The organism is Streptomyces sp. NPDC001604 (assembly GCF_042893475.1).
GTDB lineage: Bacteria > Actinomycetota > Actinomycetes > Streptomycetales > Streptomycetaceae > Streptomyces.
On record NZ_JBIAUY010000021.1, the window covers coordinates 58,183 to 74,166 of the forward strand.

The 15,984-nt window shown below is 68.0% G+C and carries 17 protein-coding genes and 1 pseudogene; 4 read left to right on the forward strand and 14 right to left on the reverse strand.

Annotated elements, in window-relative coordinates; genetic code table 11:
* Positions 1-8 precede the first annotated feature (8 nt).
* Positions 9-623: a hypothetical protein gene (locus tag ACFY1E_RS39500; RefSeq protein WP_389085228.1), complete on the reverse strand. Its 615-nt coding sequence runs from the start codon at positions 621-623 to the stop codon at positions 9-11.
* A gap of 99 nt (positions 624-722) precedes the next feature.
* Here ACFY1E_RS39500 and ACFY1E_RS39505 point away from each other — a divergent pair, with 99 nt between their 5' ends.
* Both ACFY1E_RS39505 and ACFY1E_RS39510 read left to right on the forward strand, forming a co-directional pair.
* Complete coding sequence (locus ACFY1E_RS39505; RefSeq protein WP_389085231.1) at positions 723-1,058, forward strand: hypothetical protein; 336 nt, start codon at positions 723-725, stop codon at positions 1,056-1,058.
* A gap of 560 nt (positions 1,059-1,618) precedes the next feature.
* The gene (locus ACFY1E_RS39510) at positions 1,619-4,648 is read left to right on the forward strand and encodes a winged helix-turn-helix domain-containing protein (protein WP_389085234.1); all 3,030 of its coding nucleotides are present in this window, start codon (positions 1,619-1,621) and stop codon (positions 4,646-4,648) included.
* A gap of 17 nt (positions 4,649-4,665) precedes the next feature.
* Here ACFY1E_RS39510 and ACFY1E_RS39515 read toward each other — a convergent pair whose 3' ends face one another.
* The 5 genes and pseudogenes from ACFY1E_RS39515 to ACFY1E_RS39535 all read right to left on the reverse strand — a co-directional run bounded on the left by ACFY1E_RS39515 (position 4,666) and on the right by ACFY1E_RS39535 (position 7,320).
* Positions 4,666-4,788, reverse strand: coding sequence for a hypothetical protein (locus ACFY1E_RS39515; protein ID WP_389085526.1), 123 nt, complete (start codon positions 4,786-4,788; stop codon positions 4,666-4,668).
* Between the two features lie 26 nt (positions 4,789-4,814).
* Positions 4,815-5,099, reverse strand: a pseudogene (locus ACFY1E_RS39520) (barstar family protein); the annotation flags it as partial.
* Positions 5,100-5,158: 59 nt separating this feature from the next.
* Entirely contained in the window at positions 5,159-5,713 is a 555-nt protein-coding gene (locus tag ACFY1E_RS39525) for a barstar family protein (RefSeq protein WP_389085237.1), read from the reverse strand.
* A 4-nt stretch (positions 5,714-5,717) separates the two neighbouring features.
* Complete coding sequence (locus ACFY1E_RS39530) at positions 5,718-6,383, reverse strand: hypothetical protein (RefSeq protein WP_389085240.1); 666 nt, start codon at positions 6,381-6,383, stop codon at positions 5,718-5,720.
* Positions 6,384-6,864: 481 nt separating this feature from the next.
* Positions 6,865-7,320: a hypothetical protein gene (locus ACFY1E_RS39535; RefSeq protein WP_389085242.1), complete on the reverse strand. Its 456-nt coding sequence runs from the start codon at positions 7,318-7,320 to the stop codon at positions 6,865-6,867.
* A 559-nt stretch (positions 7,321-7,879) separates the two neighbouring features.
* On the opposite strand from ACFY1E_RS39535, the gene ACFY1E_RS39540 reads away from it, so the two are divergent.
* Complete coding sequence (locus tag ACFY1E_RS39540; RefSeq protein ID WP_389085245.1) at positions 7,880-8,383, forward strand: ribosome-inactivating family protein; 504 nt, start codon at positions 7,880-7,882, stop codon at positions 8,381-8,383.
* Positions 8,384-8,541: 158 nt separating this feature from the next.
* Here the strand turns inward: ACFY1E_RS39540 and ACFY1E_RS39545 are convergent, their stop codons facing one another.
* The 6 genes from ACFY1E_RS39545 to ACFY1E_RS39570 form a co-directional block, all read right to left on the reverse strand.
* Complete coding sequence (locus ACFY1E_RS39545; RefSeq protein ID WP_389085247.1) at positions 8,542-10,071, reverse strand: AMP-binding protein; 1,530 nt, start codon at positions 10,069-10,071, stop codon at positions 8,542-8,544.
* A 73-nt stretch (positions 10,072-10,144) separates the two neighbouring features.
* Positions 10,145-10,600 carry a MaoC family dehydratase gene (locus ACFY1E_RS39550; RefSeq protein WP_389085249.1) on the reverse strand — a complete coding sequence of 152 codons (456 nt, stop codon included), beginning with the start codon at positions 10,598-10,600 and terminating at the stop codon, positions 10,145-10,147.
* Positions 10,597-11,526, reverse strand: coding sequence for an amidohydrolase family protein (locus ACFY1E_RS39555; RefSeq protein WP_389085252.1), 930 nt, complete (start codon positions 11,524-11,526; stop codon positions 10,597-10,599). The genes ACFY1E_RS39550 and ACFY1E_RS39555 overlap by 4 nt, the downstream gene beginning before the upstream one ends.
* 23 nt (positions 11,527-11,549) lie before the next feature.
* A complete protein-coding gene (locus ACFY1E_RS39560) occupies positions 11,550-12,479 on the reverse strand; it encodes an SDR family NAD(P)-dependent oxidoreductase (protein WP_389085254.1) in 930 nt (309 codons plus the stop codon).
* Positions 12,449-12,748 (reverse strand): hypothetical protein, encoded by a 300-nt coding sequence (locus ACFY1E_RS39565; protein ID WP_389085257.1) that lies wholly within the window; start codon positions 12,746-12,748, stop codon positions 12,449-12,451. Before ACFY1E_RS39565 ends, ACFY1E_RS39560 begins: the two co-directional genes overlap by 31 nt.
* Positions 12,749-12,838: 90 nt before the next feature.
* Entirely contained in the window at positions 12,839-13,996 is a 1,158-nt protein-coding gene (locus ACFY1E_RS39570; RefSeq protein WP_389085259.1) for an acyl-CoA dehydrogenase family protein, read from the reverse strand.
* Between the two features lie 34 nt (positions 13,997-14,030).
* Between ACFY1E_RS39570 and ACFY1E_RS39575 the strand changes: the two genes are divergently transcribed.
* The gene (locus ACFY1E_RS39575; RefSeq protein ID WP_389085262.1) at positions 14,031-14,204 is read left to right on the forward strand and encodes a hypothetical protein; all 174 of its coding nucleotides are present in this window, start codon (positions 14,031-14,033) and stop codon (positions 14,202-14,204) included.
* Between the two features lie 31 nt (positions 14,205-14,235).
* Here the strand turns inward: ACFY1E_RS39575 and ACFY1E_RS39580 are convergent, their stop codons facing one another.
* Together ACFY1E_RS39580 and ACFY1E_RS39585 are read right to left on the reverse strand one after the other, a co-directional pair.
* Complete coding sequence (locus ACFY1E_RS39580; protein ID WP_389085264.1) at positions 14,236-15,111, reverse strand: TIGR03084 family metal-binding protein; 876 nt, start codon at positions 15,109-15,111, stop codon at positions 14,236-14,238.
* A 152-nt stretch (positions 15,112-15,263) separates the two neighbouring features.
* Complete coding sequence (locus ACFY1E_RS39585) at positions 15,264-15,770, reverse strand: cytochrome P450 (RefSeq protein WP_389085267.1); 507 nt, start codon at positions 15,768-15,770, stop codon at positions 15,264-15,266.
* Positions 15,771-15,984 lie beyond the last annotated feature (214 nt).

The window sequence follows — 15,984 nt, forward strand, 5'->3', positions numbered from 1 at the left end:
ATTCGCCTTTACGATCGAAAGTCGTAGCGGCCGATGCGACCGCACGAGCGGTCGGCGGCGAGCCTGCGATGGCCTTGCGCAGAGTGTCGGGCGCAAGTGACTGGCGTCACCATCACCATCCCATTGAATGGCAACATTGTGGTGATACCGCTGTCACTGCTGTGAGCGTCCAGTTCGGGCTGCTCCGCCGACGGGCCACCAAGGCGCACCGGGAACGCGTGCAGTCGGAATCGCAGCTCGACGGCGACGCCGGTCCCTTCGTCGAACGTTTGAGCTGCGAGCCACTTCCGGGCGTAGGTCACGAACAAGATCTTTCCCGCGTCGGGATCGACGTACTGTCCCCGCACGAGATCGGCGCACACCGTGGCGGCGAAGCAGTCTGCGTCGACCTTGCGCTTGAAGCTCTTGTTGCGCTCCGTGCCATCCGGACCACGCCATCGGACGCGGTACGACCTGACGACCCGGCCGTTGTTGCCCCGCCGCTCGCGCCGTTCAACGTGGGCCATGGCGATCCGCCAGATGTTCGTCGAGCCATGCGCGGACGGCGGCCGGCTCGTACCGGAGGTGCCTGCCGACGCGCCCGACATCGACCCGCTGCGACCGGCGACGTACGCCAGCAGCAACGTGCAGAGCGCTCGCGACCAGAGACAACTGGATCCCTGACAATGTGAGTCGCGTAGTCCGCACCAGGGGTTCGCTGGACGGATTTGGATCTTGCCGCCTTGCTCGCCGAGATCGACGAAGCCGGGGACGAGCGCGGCACGTTCGGCCAGACGGTCTTTCATGTCTTGACACTCGATCAAGATCTTGAACCGAAACTAGTTCGGGTGGCGCTGGATCGAGCGTTGTCAGACGGGGTTCGATTCTGGGCGGCCGCGATACTGCTGTACCTAGCCGGCAATGACGCGGCTGCCGTTCTCGCGAAAGTGCTTGGAGCCGACGAAACGATAGATGGCGGGGAGGGCTCCTTCACACTCTCGCGCCGACTCCAGGACGTCGACCACATCGACCATCTGGTCGAGTCCGTCGAAGTGTGGGGCCATGTTTCACTCTTCTGAGAGGCGGTCAGGTGGATCGACGGCAATGCCCCCGCAACCCCTCTCCGGCGATCAGCCCCCGCGATGCCGCGTGGGCCGCACTCGGGCCGCAGACGAACGAAAAACAACCCCTGACGCTGGAAGACGGTGGAAGACGTCTTCGCGGGTCAGGGGTCGATTTCAGGCATTCACCGGGTGGGCATCGCCCACGCGGGCTTCGCATGGCGGCGGCGCTGCGTTTCCACTGGTGCGCCGATCGGTTCCTCGGTGAATGGCGCCGTCAGTTCGACCGTCTTCTCGCGGCGGCACCCGAACTCACTCCGGTCGGCGCGGGCGCTGTGGAGGCAGGGTTCGTTGGTCTGCCACAGCCGGGCGAGAGCGCCCACGGCCGACCGCCCAGTGGGGAAGGCCCTGCGCTCGCAACCATGAGGCTCCGCCCCCTCCCGGTCGTCCGGGGCTTCCGGCTCACGGGCCGCTGTGCCAGGAAAGTCACATTCAAGGCACTCCCTCCTCTTGCTAACCTCTGAACGTATTTGGCTAGCCTCTAAACATATTGGTACGCCCATGGATGGGGTCTCCTCTTGACCGCTGTCATCCCTGCGGTGGGTAATCTGCCCACGCCCCTGACCAGCTTCGTCGGCAGGCACCGCGAGGTCGCCGAGATCCGCCGTCTGGTGGGCGTGGGGCGGCTGGTGACGCTCACCGGAGCGGGCGGCGTGGGCAAGACGCGGCTGGCGCTGGCGGCCGCCGCGGCCTCCAGGAAGGCGTTCCCGGACGGCGTGTGGATCGTCGACCTGACCGCGGTGTGCGACCCGTCGGCGGTGGCCGTCGCGACCGCGGGTGCGCTGCGGGTTCCGGACCGCGGCGGCGGGCCCGCCCTTGAGCAGCTCGCGGACCATCTGGCCCGCCACCGGGCGCTGATCGTGCTGGACAACTGCGAGCATCTGATCGACGCGTCGGCGGGGCTGGCGAAGGCGCTGCTGTCGGCCTGTCCGGAGCTGCGTGTCCTGGCGACGAGCCGCCAGACGCTGGGGGTCACGGGCGAGCACGTCTTCGTCGTCCCCGCGCTGTCGATACCGGACGAGGCGGTCGAACTGCTGCAGGAGCGGGCCGCTGCCATCCGGCCGGACTTCCGCGTCACCGACGCCAACCGGGCTGAGGCCGCCCGGCTGTGCGCCGACCTCGACGGGCTGCCCCTGGCCATTGAACTGGCCGCGACGCGGCTGCGGTCGCTGACCGTCGACCAGGTCGTGGAGCGTCTGGAGGACCGCTTCGCTCTGCTCACAGGCGGCTGCAGGACCGTGCTCCCACGCCAGCGCACGTTGCGCGGGCTGATCGAGTGGAGCTATGAGCTGTGCACCCCCGCCGAACAACTGCTGTGGAACCGGCTCTCGGCCTTCCGCGGCGGCTTCAGCCTGGACGCGGCCGAGTACGTGTGCGCGGGGGACGGCATCGCGGCGCATGAGGTACTGGACCTCCTGGACCGGCTGGTGTCCCAGTCCGTCGTCCTGCCCTGTGAACGCGAAGGATTGCCCCGCTACCGGCTGCTGGAAACCATCCGCGCATACGGCCGGGCCCGGCTGGCCGAGACGGGTGAAGAGCCGGGGTTGTTGCGGCGGCACCGCGATTTCTTCCTCGCCCTCGCCGAGCGCACCGCCTCCGAATGGTTCGGCCCCGGCCAGGAACCGGCTCTGACCCGGATGCGTGCCGAGCGCGGCAATTTCCGGGCGGCACTGGAGCTCGGGACGAGGTTTCACCCAGCCATGGCCGCGCCCGCCCCGGCAGAGCCCCAGAAGGCGCAACCGCACCCGCTGGAGCGCGGCGGCGCGGATTCCGCCGACGCACAGGAGGCGCTTCGCCTGGCCGCGGCGCTGCGTTTCCACTGGTGTTGCGACGGGTTCCTCGGTGAGGGGCGCCGCCAGTTCGACCGTCTTCTCGCGGCGGCACCTGAACCCACCCCGGTCCGGGTCGGGGCGCTGTGGGTCGCCGCCTGGGTGGCGATTCTGCAGGGAGATTTCGCGACGGCCGGCCGGTGGCTGGACGAGGCCGAGGAGCTGGGCGAACGGCTGGACGACCCGTCGGTCCGGACGTGCATCCAGGGCTATCGCGGTGCGTCGGCGGCCTTGCAGGGGCGGACGGCGGAAGCCGTGCGTCTTTTCGAGGGGGCGCTGGCCGCTCACGAGGCGGCGGGCGAAGCACCGCAGGGGCTGCGGTGGCTGTTCCAGATGGCGGTCACGCAGTTCCATCTCGGGGACGCGCGCGCGGCGGAGGAGACCGGCAAACGCGCGGTGCGGCTGGCGGAAGCATCCGGGGAGCGTCTGTACGGGTCCTACGCGAAGTGGGCGCTGGGCTACGTGCTCTGGGCACGCGGCGACGAGGAGGAGGGCACGGCGCTGACGCGGTCCGCGCTGGAGATCCTGCGGGGCTTCAACGACTACGCCGGGACCTCGATGGCACTGGAAGTGTTCGCCTGGATCACCGCGTCCCGAGGCGACCACGAACGGGCGGCACAGCTGCTGGGCGCCGTGCACGCCCTGACCCGGGACGTCGGAGCCGCCTTCTACACACCCAGCGGGCACCGCGCCCGCTGCGAGGAAGCGGTCATCTCCGCGCTCGGCCCGGCCGGATACGAGAAGGCCCTCGCGGAAGGCGCCCGGCACGACAGCCCGGCCCGGGCCATCGCCCTCGCCCTCGACACGGATTCCGGTGCCGGGCCCGAAGGCGGCAGGGACACCGCGCACGACACCGGCACCGAAAGCGGCAGTGGCACCGACGCCGACGGTGAGCGCGGTGCCGAAAGCGATATCGGCACCGAGGGTGATCCCGGTACCGACGCCGACGGTGACATCGACGTCAAGGAGACTGCGCCGAGCACTGTGCGCCGCCGACACACGCCTGCCGCCGCGGACACCGAGCCTCCGTCACCCGCCGAGGGACCCCGCATATGCGACGTACTGCTGGTCGACGGCGACCCGACGGCCAGGGAGAACGCCCGGCGCATCCTGGAGGCGAGCGGCCACCGGGTACGTAGCGCCGCCGACGGCCTGATGGGGCTCACCCTGTTCCGTCAGCAGACACCGGACGTCGCCGTGCTCGCCGAGCGGCTGCCCGGCCTGGACGGGATGAGCCTGGCCGGGCGGATCCGCGCAGAGTCCGCGGTGCCCATCATGCTGATCGCGGACCGCGACGACCCGGCGGACCTGGTGACGTGTCTGGAGGCGGGCGCCGACGACTGCCTGGCCAGGCCGGTCGACGGATCGCTCCTGGTCGCCCGTGTCCGTGCCCTGCTGCGCCGCTCCGTCCCCAGGGACCAGCCGCCCGACACCTGTGCGGTCCGGTTCGGCGACCTGGTGTACTGCCCCGAGTCACTGGAGGTGTACAAGGACGGGGAACCCATCCACCTGACCACCACCGAGCTGAAGCTGCTGCGGGAGTTCGCGGCTTCGCCCGGCACGGTCCTCACCCGCGACATCCTCCTGGAGCGGGTCTGGGGCTGCGCCTGGTCCGGCGACACGCACGTCGTGGATGTCCAGGTGATGCGGCTGCGTAGCAAGATCGGCCGCGACCGCATCGAAACGGTCCGTGGTTTCGGCTACAAGCTGCGCGCCTGAGCCGAGGGGGGCGGCCGTCAGCAGCCTGCTGCCGCCATGCGCCGCTCCAGGTGGGACAGCCGGTCAGGCGTGTCGTCCAGGACGAGCAGCAGGTGTGGTTCGCCGCCGCCGTCATCGGCGATGTCGCCGAGGATGGGCACGAGGGGGGGAGGGCGTTGTCCGGCTCGTCGGCGAGGAGGTCGCCGGCTTCCCGGACGATGACCGTCAGCGGCGCGGTGGGCCTCCCGATCGTGGCGGCTGCGCTGGGGGCCGCTCGCGACACGGTGTCCCGGAGGCAGTCGTAGAAGGCGTCCCAGCTGTGCCCGAAGTGCTCCGGAAGCGGGGCGCGGCGGGCTCGTTCGATGAACAGGCCGTGCCTGGGACGGCAACGGAGCCGCGCACCTCCTGCTGCGCGGGAACGTCGGCGGCCACCTCGGCCAATAGCCTCGATCGACGACCTCGCCAAGCGCATCACGGACGAGACCACACCTACCTGGCGAGGTGCCTATTGGGGCCTACAGGGCGATCTGTCTAAGACAAATGCCCTCTCGGAAGCGGTGGGTAGCCTGCTTCCGTCATGCGTTCGGTCACCCGAGACAGGCGGTCCGGAGTTCCGTCCAGGAGCAGTGACAACGTGGGCCTTGAGCTGTCTTTACCGGCGGTTTGGCCCAGGATGTTCAGAAAGACCCACAGTGCGCTCGCGGACTCGTCCGCGAGGAGCTCGTCCGCCTCCTGGACGATCACCGCCAGTGGCGCGCTTTCCCCCTCCGAGGAGGCACTCTCGTCGGAGGCTCTCGCCACCGCTTCATCGAGACAGTCGCTGAAGGCGTCCCAGTTCCGGCCGAAATAGTCCGGGAAGCCGAGTTCGGTCGCCCATTCGGTGAAAAGGTCCCGGCTGGTACGGCAACGGGAGCCGCGCACGGTACCCAGTGTCGTGATGTCGGCTGCCGCCTGCGTCAACGGGCGGAGCCAGGCAGTCTTGGAGGTCAATCCGATCGTCCCCTTCATTTCCTTCATGACCACCGGGGTGGTGTCACGGACGGATTCACCTGTCTGTGACACCACCCCGGCCCGGTCGGCTTCCACGTGCCTAGTATTTGCCCAGGTAGTAGAACGTCTGGTAGTGGTCGAACGTGGCGTAGACGTTGCCGGTCCTTGTGTTGCGCACGAGCCGCCTCGCGTTACGCGGCGCCTTCGCATAGCCGTAGTAGTCGATGTCGTACTCCACGTAGGGAGAGTTCCCCTGGACTGCCGAGCTCTGCCAGGCGTCGTTGCTCGAGACGCCATGGTTGAGTTCGGCCTGGGTGACCAGTCCGGCGTTGTCGTTGAACGTGCCGCCGTAGTAGATGAACTGGTCACGTCCTATGCCGGGCTCGTAAAACCCGTACCAGTTACGGCCCCAGAACGAGCCGGGCCATCCTCCTCCCGGGTGCGCATCGAGGCGGTAGTAGCTCGACCAGCCGGACCTGACGGACTGGTTGAGGTCGACGTTGTTGTTGGCCCACCACGTCGCCGCTTCGTTCGCGTCGTCCCAGTCCACCTGCTGCACGCCGGCGGGCGCGCCGGCGTAGCAGGCTGCCGGGCATTGGGCCGACGGCGGCTGCGCGAACGCGGCGCCGGACTCGGCAACCGAGCCGCCCAGGAGGGCGAGCGCGATGCTCGCGACGGTCAGGATCCGGCGGCGGCCCCGGAGCCGGGGGCGCTTCGTACGGCGTTCCGCGTCGGACGCGGACGCTGTGTCAAGAGAGGAGGACAAGACGTCTCCTTCGCTAGTTCCGGTCTTTCACCCGGGGGCCGTTCGCCCCGGTGCCATCAAGAAACCGGTCGTGCGTAGCAGTGGCCTCTCAGCCGGCTCACAGCTGTCCGACAGACGGAAATGACACCCGGCTGTGAGAAAGTCCCCCCGGGCGGCCACCGGTGAACGCACGGTCCGGACCGCTCGCGGTCGGTGAACACGGCGTGCAAGGTCAGCTCGCGCAGTCGGCAGTATTCGGTGAGGCAGCCGACGAGTGGCGCATGGCGGGCCAGGCCATCCCGGTGACGGGCGCCGGCCGAACGAGGACACCAGATCGAACGCGACCCGCAGGCCGCGGAAAACGAACATGGTCACCGCCGTCCACGCCCACTACAAGGGCCTCAACGCGGTGCAGGCGCTCTTCTACGGCATCGCCCGCCTAAACTCAACTGCCGCCAAGGACTCGCTAGTTACGCCCCGTCGGCGCCCGCATTGCCTACGCCTACGAGCGTGCGGTGAACCTGCCGTCGGGACGCTTGTGCAGCCAGCCGCGGTCAGCGAGCTTGGTCAGCTTCGCCCGCAGCGGTTCCAGCTTCCCACGCATCGTCACCTCAAGGCCCAGCTCCTCGCCGACGGCCTTGACCTGCATCGGGCCGGCGGCAGCCCGCACGATCGCCAGGATCTTGCAGTAGTCAGCGGGCAGCGCGGCCTCGTCGGGATTCTCGCCGCGGTGCGGGATCAGCAAAACCGCCCGCTCCGCCACCCGGACCGCAGTCGGGGCGACGGCCGCCGCGGCCTCCTGCGCAACCCGGTCCTGATCGGCCAGCCGGTTCAGGACCCGCTCGGCGATCACCAACTCCTTCCGCTCGGCCTGGACCTCCCCCAGCTGCTTGGCCAACTCCTCGACGAGCGCGTCCAGTTCACTCGGGCGAGCGGTAATCCGCTCCAGCTCCAGCATTTCCACGTCCTCCCCGCGCTCTCCCGGCGTACCGGCCCGGCCACGGATCGTAGGAGCGGCACGGCGGTCAGCGCAGCAGAAGCCGGCAACGGCCCCGGCCGACAGGTCAGACGATCTTCACCATGGACACCCGCCGACGACCAGCGCGAATACCCCGCTCGCCCCGCACACACACCCGTGACCTGCGTACTTCATGTTGCACAGGTCTCATTGCCGCTTGTGGACGTCGATCTGTCGCAGCGGTTGGCCCCTGACAGCCTGTGCGAACTGGTCGCCCCGTTGCTGCTGCCGTTCTACTCCCGTCCGCAGGGCGGCGGGTATGCGGCGTGTGACGATGCATCCAACCCGTCCGCATCGTTCTGCCGATCGTCCCGCCGACCGGGCTGAATCAGCGCGGCTTCAGAGCTCCTTGTGGTGTCCGGTGTGGAGCTCTGCCACCCGGCCGCCCCGGGTTTAGAAGGTCCAGAAGGCGTGGACGGTGCCGGTGCCGAGGTACGACGCCATCATCAACTTCCTCCGCCAGCGGGGCGGCGGCTCAAACCTCTACCAAAGCATCCGTATGACAAAGAACGACAACGACTACTTCCCCCTCACCCTGCGGTTGGGTCAGACCGCGATCACTCTGATCTTCAACGGGCGTAACGGGTACGTGACCGGCTGGTTCAACGAACAGACCCGCCAGTACGTCCGGCTGGATACCGGACCCGTTGCATATGAGGGGCAGGCCGGGCAGAACAGGAACTGGTTCAACTACAACGACATGGAGCGTGCCGCGGGGGTCGACCGCGGCACCGTCGGCATCACCATGGGTGCCATCCAGGGTTCGATCAGCGACCTGGCGAGGGGCAACAGTCAGGACCAGGCGCGGGCCCTGCTCGTCCTTGTCCAGGCCTTTTCCGAGGGTGCCCGCTTCGACTTCATCTCCTACCGGATCAGCCAGGCGATGCGGTACCACAGCACCTTCTACGCCGGGTCCCCGTCCGTCATCAACGGTGCCGTCGGGTTGTCGCTCGAGGGCTCCCCAGTCGGCCAGCTCGCCGATCAGGCGATGAGCCGTGGATAAGTGCATCCCTGTTTAGCGGGCCAGGTCGCTGAGGGACAGGGAAACCTGCTTGGGCTCCAAGCAGGCCGGCAGCTGAAGGGCACGGGCGACCACGGACCCGGTCGGGCCGATCGGGTGCCTGCGTGCCTTCATGATGTACTGACCGTTCTCGATGAGGGTCAACTCCTGAGCAACCGCCGGAGGATCTTTCCGGCCGGCGACTTGGGAATCTCGTCGATGAACTCGATCTCCCGGACCTTCTTGTAGGGCGCAACGCGCTCGGCCGTCCAGGCCATGAGCTCGGACGCATCAAGGGCCCGGGCGGTGACCACGAAGGCCTTGGGCGCCTCTCCGCCCTCGGCGTGCGGAACGCCGACCACGGCGGCATCAAGCACATCGGGATGTGTCAGCACCACCGACTCAAGCTCTGCGGGAGCCACCTGATATCCCTTGTACTTGATCAGCTCCTTGAGGCGGTCGACGACCCAGAACACCCCGTTCTCATCCACCCGGACGATGTCACCAGTCCTCAGCCAGCCGTCGTCGACAACGGTCTCGGCTGTCGCGGCGGGATTGTGCAAATAGCCGGCCATCACCTGGGGACCACGGACCCACAACTCCCCTCGCTCCCCAGGACCAGTGTCCTGACCGCTGACGGGGTCGACGAGGCGAGCCTCCGTGTTGGGAACCAACAGCCCGACCGATCCCGCCGGCGTGGTCTCGAACAGATCGTCGGGCACGAGGTGGGTGCCCGGACTCGCCTCGGTCATCCCGTAGCCCTGGCGGATGAGGCAGCCGATCCTGCGCTCCGCCCGCAGGGTCACTTCCACGTCCAGAGGTGCCGCACCGCAGCTGGCGAGCCTCAGGGACGAGAGGTCGTAGTCGTCGACCTCGCGCGCGGTGGCCAGGTCGAGGACCATCGGCGGTGCCAGGAGGGCGCGAGTGACCCTGAAGTCCTGCACCATCCGCAGATAGGAAGTGAGGCTGTAGCGCCCAAGGGTCACCACGGTGGCCCCGGCGCGGAGGGCAGCGTTCAGGATGATCGTGAACCCGTAGATGTGGAAGAACGGCAACGCGGCCGAGAGGACATCGGCCTCCTCGACCTTCCAGCCGACACCGACCTGTTCCAGATTCGCGACCAGGTTCCGGTGGGTCAGCATCACGCCCTTGGACACTCCGGTAGTCCCGCTTGAGAAGGGAAGCGCCGCGAGGGCCGTGGCCGGGTCGAGATCAAGAGGCGGCGGCGGACCTTCACCGATCAGGAGGTCGGAGAAGGGGCGCGCAGCGCCTGGTCCGCCCTGAGAGGCCAACTGCCCGTCGCCGAGCACGAAATGATGCTGGATCCCAGCTTCGTGTGCGGCCTCCGCGGCTTTGTCGGCAGCCTGACCGGAACTGACGATGACCTTGGCCCCTGCGCTGACGAACTGCTTGACGAGCTCGCCGGTCGTCAGCGCCGGATTCACGGGAGTCACCACACCGCCTGCCGCCAGGATCGAGTAGACGGCAAGGGCGTAGTGCGGCTGGTTGTGGCTCATGATCGCCACCACATCGCCGGGCCTCATCCCCCGGCTCGCGAGGCCGCGAGCGGCCGCGGTCGCACCTTCCGCGAGCTCGCGATAGGTAAGGCGTTGACCAGTGGTGGCGTCGACCAAGGCCACCTTGTCGCCCCGTTGCAGTGCGTTCCCGAGGACGTGCTCCACGAGGGTCACGTCCGGAATCTCGATGTCCGCCGCCGGGCCTCGATAGATTGTCACGACTTGTGGCCTCTCTGAGGAACATGTCTCAGCGGTAGAACCTGAACACAAGCTGGGCGACACAGGCGGGCTTGTCGGAACCCTCTATCTCGATGACGACGTCTGAGGTGATCTGCAGACCCTCCCCACCCACCTTCTCGACCCGGGCAACTGCGCCTGTCAGGCGAATGCGAGCACCGACGGGAACAGGTGACGGGAAGCGCACCTTGTTGAGCCCGTAGTTGACCTTGGTGCTCACGTCGCTCACCTCGAGCACTTCGGACCAGAGCGGGATCACCAGTGACAGGGTCAGGTACCCGTGGGCGATCGGCCCGCCGAACGGTCCCTCGCTCGCGCGCACGGGGTCGGTGTGGATCCACTGATGGTCGTCGGTGGCGTCCGCGAAGGTGTTGACGCGGTCCTGCGTGATCTCCAGCCATTTGCTGGTGCCGAGGGCGGCGCCCTCCATGCCCTGCAGGTCGTCGAACGAAACGATGGTTGTCATGCTGTCTCCTGGTTGTGAACTCGTGTCAGCGCGCCGGGCTGCTGGCGGGCGGGTCCTGTGCCTCCGCGCAGCCCGAGCGCGCGCATGGCGTTCTCCTTCATCACCAGCGGCCTGACCTCGGCGCGGATGTCGAGTTGGTCGAAGTCCTTCATCCAGCGCTCGGGGCGCAGGAGGGGGTAATCGGATCCGAAGAGCACCTTGTTCTGCAGCGCACGGTTGATGGCGTGTACGAGCTGGGGCGGGAAGTACTTGGGAGACCAGCCGGACAGGTCGATGTAGACGTTCGCCTTGTGCTGGGCGACCGAGATCGCCGCGTCCTGCCACGGCACTGAGGGGTGCGCCATGATGATGGTCAGTCCCGGGAAATCGGCGGCCACGTCGTCGAGCAGCATCGGGTCGGAGTAGCGCAGCTTGATCCCGCGCCCCCCGGGGAGGCCCGAGCCGATGCCGGTCTGACCGGTGTGGAACAGCGCGGGTACGCCGAGGCTCTCCAGTTCTTCGTAGAGCGGGTACACCGTTGGGTCGTTCGGGAGGAACCCCTGGAGGCTCGGGTGGAACTTGAACCCGCGCACGCCGTACTCCTCGACCAGCCGGCGGGCGCTGCGGATGCCGGCCTTGCCTCGGGCAGGGTCGATGGACCCGAACGGGATGAGCACGTCGCGGTGCTCGGCGGCTGCCTCGGCGATCTCCTCGTTGGAGAGCGCTGTATGACCGGTGGCCGCCTCGGCGTCGACGCTGAAGATCACGGCTGCCATCTGCCGTGCGCGGTAGTCGGCGGCGATGTCGTGCACGGTGGGGTCGTAGGGGTCGCCCTTGAAGTACCTGGCGGCGGCCTCGTTGAGCTCGTCGTCGAGTGAGTGGTGGCCGTGAAGGTCGGCGTGCACATGAACGTGAACGTCGATAGCCGTGAGAGCGTCAAGATCCATGGCGGCAACTGGCCCTTGTGCAGTCACTGGGCCTGCCCTTCGGACGAAGGCTCGACCTGCTGGCCGACGGTCTGGTGTGCCGCGGCGTACTTCCCGGGCCAGGCTGCGGCGATGTCGTCGGCGCTCCAGCCGGTGCCGTCGGCGAACTCGACGACGACCTCAGTCGGATGGCTCCACAGGGACAGCCGGTCTCCGCCGATGCCGATGGCCTGCCCGGTGATGTCGCGGGCGGCGTCCGAGGCCAGGAAGGCGACCAGCCCGGCCGCGTCCTCCGGGGTGCCGAAGCCGAGCTGCTCGCGTGCGTACCGCGGCAACGCCCGGCCTTCCTTGAGGGCCTCGATGTAGGGCTGGACGAACGGGACGGTCTCGGTCATCGCGGTGGCCGCGACCGGGACGACGGCGTTGACGGTGATGTTCGCCCGAGCCAGCTCCATCGCCCAGGTGCGCACCATGCCCACGATGCCGGCCTTTGCGGCGGCGTAATTGGTCTGGCCGAAGTTGCCGACCTGGCCGGTCGGGGAGCCGATGCAGATGATCCGGCCACCGTCGCCCTGTTCGCGCAGCCGAATCGCCGCAGCCCGGGTGCAGGTGAAGGTCCCTCGGACGTGGGTGGTAATCACCGCGTCGAACGCCTCGTCGGTCATCTTCCAGAGCGTCGAATCGCGCAGGATTCCCGCGTTGTTGACCAGGATGTCGAGGCGACCGAACTCAGCGACGGCGCGGTCGACGAGTGCCTGCGCGGCTTCCTGCGTGCCGACAGGGACGACCTCCGCCACGGCCTTACCGCCGATGTCGGCGATCGTCGAGACCGCGGCCTCGGCCACATCTGCGTCGACGTCGTTGACAACGACGGCGGCGCCGCAGCGGGCGAGTTCCGTGGCGTAGGCGAGTCCGAGGCCGCGGCCGCTTCCCGTGACGATCGCTACCTTGCCTGAGAGATCCACGTGGTGCACTCCTTCTGAATCATGACCCGCCCGGTGGGCGAGGCGGGACGGAACTGCTGCTCTGGTGGGTGACTGTCGGTCATCCGTCGCTCCAAGGCGTAGCTCTGGGCGCTCGGGCCGTCGACGCTCCGCAGGACCTCCAGGCCCCCCGGGACATCCGCTGCCTTGGAGATGAAGACCGTGCGCGTCGCCGACTCGGCGAGATCGGTGTAGTCGAGCGCATCGTCAACGACCAGCAGGTGGTGGGGCGGCTCCGGTACCGATGTCTGCACCGGCATCGTGCAGGGGGTCCTGCTTCATGGCGGGCGCCAGCTCCTCGTCATCGCCCCATTGCCTCCTCAAAGGCGATGTCTCCACGCCACAGGTGATCACGGCAATGATCGGGCGATGATCTCTTTCATGATTTCGCTCGTGCCGGCGAAGAGAGTGGTGACCCGGGCGTCGAGAAAGTCACGGGCGATCGGGTACTCGCGCATGTACCCGTAGCCTCCGTACAGCTGCAGGCAACGCTGCACCACGGTCTGCTGAAGTTCCGTGGTCCACAGTTTCGCCATTGCCGCGGTCTCTGGGGTCAGGGTGCCGGCGACGAGCTCGGTTACGCAGCGGTCGACGAAGACGCGGGCGACCTGGATCTGGGTGGCCAGTTCGGCGAGGACGAACCGGTTGTGCTGGAAGTCGGCCACGGCGCGGCCGAAGGCTTGGCGCTGCCGGGTGTACTCCAGCGTGTGGTGCAAGGTGCGTTCCATGGACGCCATGGCGGCGACGGTCACGCTGATCCGCTCGGTCGCCAGGTTGTGCATCAGGTATGACAGGCCGCGCCCTTCGTCGCCGAGGAGGTTGGTGCGGGGTACGAGTACGTCGTCGAAGAACAACTCCGCGGTGTCTTGGGCGTCCAGCCCGATCTTGGCAAGTTTCCTGCCGCGGGTGAAGCCGGGCATGTCGCCTTCGACGACGAACAGGCTGATCCCGTCCCGGTCGCGCGGGGGGCCGGTCTTGGCGGCGACGACCACCAGGTCGGCGAGGATGCCGTTGCTGATGAAGGTCTTCGCGCCGGTGAGACGGTAGTGGTCGCCGTCGGGCGTCGCAGAGGTGCGTATCGCCCGCAGGTCGCTGCCCGCACCGGGCTCGGACATCGCGATCGCGGTGACCAGCTCTCCGGAGCAGGCTCGGGGCAGCCAGCGCCGCTTTTGCTCCTCAGTGCCGAGACCGCACAGGTACGGCGCGACGAGGTCGTTGAAGCCGCCGATGCTCATCGATACGGCGTTCGCGCCCACGCGGCACAGTTCCTCGGTGATGACCATGCTGTACCGAAAATCGTCGACTCCGCCGCCACCGTACGGCTCGGGTACGGCTGGGCCGAGCAGCCCGACACGACCGGCTGCCTGGTAGAACTTCCGATCGACGCTGCCGTCGGCTGCCCAACGGTCCAAGTGCGGGACGACTTCACCTTCGACGAACTCTCGCACGACCGCCCGGAAGGCGTTGTGGTCGTCGTCGAAGAGGGTGCGCGGAAGCTGGGCGTTCATGGTGTGGGTCCTTCGCAGATCGGAGTCCGGACTCGTGCGCGCATCTGGTCTCGCCCGGGGCGTCCGAGCCGAGACGATCTTCATGCGCGCCGACGCAGTCGTGGTCTCGAAGCTCGCATCACTGGTCGACTCCGGCAGCCTCACGGTCGACATCGCGCGGCACGTACCGCTCAGCGACTTCGCGACCGTGCACCGCCAGGCCGGATGAGGGCAAGGTTCGCGGCAGGGGCGTGATCGTCCTACCCGTCGCCTGACCCCCGTGCGCCACGTGCGGTGCGGATCCTGCCCCTCTTTAGAGCAGGGGCCGTATCGCGGTCGGAGGGGTACCGATCAGCCAGTCGCAGCGGATCGTTGCCCGCTGGTCCAGCGAAGGCCTGAACCAGCGTGAGCCAGTGAGTCGCCGTCGGGCCCTCGGCGTGCACATCGACGTCGTCGAGGTGCCGCCGTCGGGTGGCAAGCAGCGCGAAGTCGTGCCCTTGTCCGGTCACGCGGTCGGTGGCCGACGGGTCGCCCCACGTCCACAGGTCGCCGTCGGGACCAGTGAGCTCGACGCGAACGTCCACCTCGGGAGGCAGCTCGCCCCTCGAGGCGTGAGCGAAGTCACGCGCGCGCACGCCGAGGTGGCACACGTGACGCGCCCGCGGAGTGGGGACAACAGTGCCGCCGGTCGCTTCGACGACGTCATGCCCATGAGCCCAGGTCTCCATGAGGCGCGCCGTGGCCATGGATGCAGCGCCCATGGACGGCCCGAACCACGGGATCCTGCGCCCTTCAGCCGCATCCGCGAGCGCGGAGGCGAGCGAGGCACGGCCGGCCCGCCACCGAGTCATCAGCTCGTCACGACCCAGTTGCGCCAGCTCGTCGGCACCCGTGTCGATGCGCTTCACGGGGTCGTCGCTCGCGGCGCGGGCCTCCTTCGCGAACGCTTCTGGATCGACGACCGCTGCGAGCGCGAGGAGGTCGGTGTCGTGCAGGTGGCCGATTTGGTGGGCCACCGTCCATCCTTCCGGGGTCGTGACCGTCAACCACGCGCGGGAGGGGAGTCCGGTCACGTAGCTGTCGAGCCACTCGCTCTCCTCGGCGAGGTCGCGCAGCACGCCGTCCAACATGTTCATCGCGGCACCTCGAGTCGATTCGGGTCTCCTGCAACGGGTTCGCCCGCGTGGGCGGCGAGCCCCATGACGTCGGTATGCAGGCCGGTCCCTGCGGTGCCGGTCGTGGTCATCGTCATTTCCCGTTGTGTGTAAGGTCGCCTGACAATAATACATCAGGGAGCCTGATACTCCAGGCCTACGTCAGGATCATGAGACGCCGAGGCCCGCGGAAGGAGATGCTCGGGTGGTAGCGGATGTCCTGCTCCGGCACGAGCCGCCCGCCCAAGCGCGGAGCCGATACAGAAGTGGATCCCGCACCTGAAGGCCAAGGTGGGGCGGGAGTTGTCTCGCTCGGGTTCGCAGTGGTCGGAGTCTGGGAAGGCGCTCGCGTCCCGGCCGGCAGCGGCCAGCCAGAGATAGAGCTTTGCTCCGACGGGCAAATCCACCCCTCCAGGCGTCACGGGCGCCTTGGTGACGCGTCGCCAGACGGAAACGGATGGGTCGCGCCGGAGGATCTCGTCGACAGCGCCGGGGATGAGATCCGGGTAGTCGACCAGCTGCTGCCACCGCGCGGGCTCCTCGAAGCTGAGTGAGAACAGGATCGAGGCGACCTCTTCCTGCGTCAGGGCCTTGAGGTCCTCGTCGTGGATGCCGAGGAGGGCGCTCGCGAGATCGTCCATCCGCTGGTTCGGTTTGGCCGCGACGAACTGGCGCAGTTACGTAGCGGCAGTAGGCGATCATCTGCTCCGCATGGTGTAAAGGCCACTTCCAGCGCCGGCCGTCCCCACGCAAGGCATGAGCGACAGCGCGTAGAACACCGGTTCGTCGTCGAGCGGAAGCAACTGCATCACTGCGAACGGGTCGCAGAGGAACTCGGCGCTGAGCGGTTCGAAG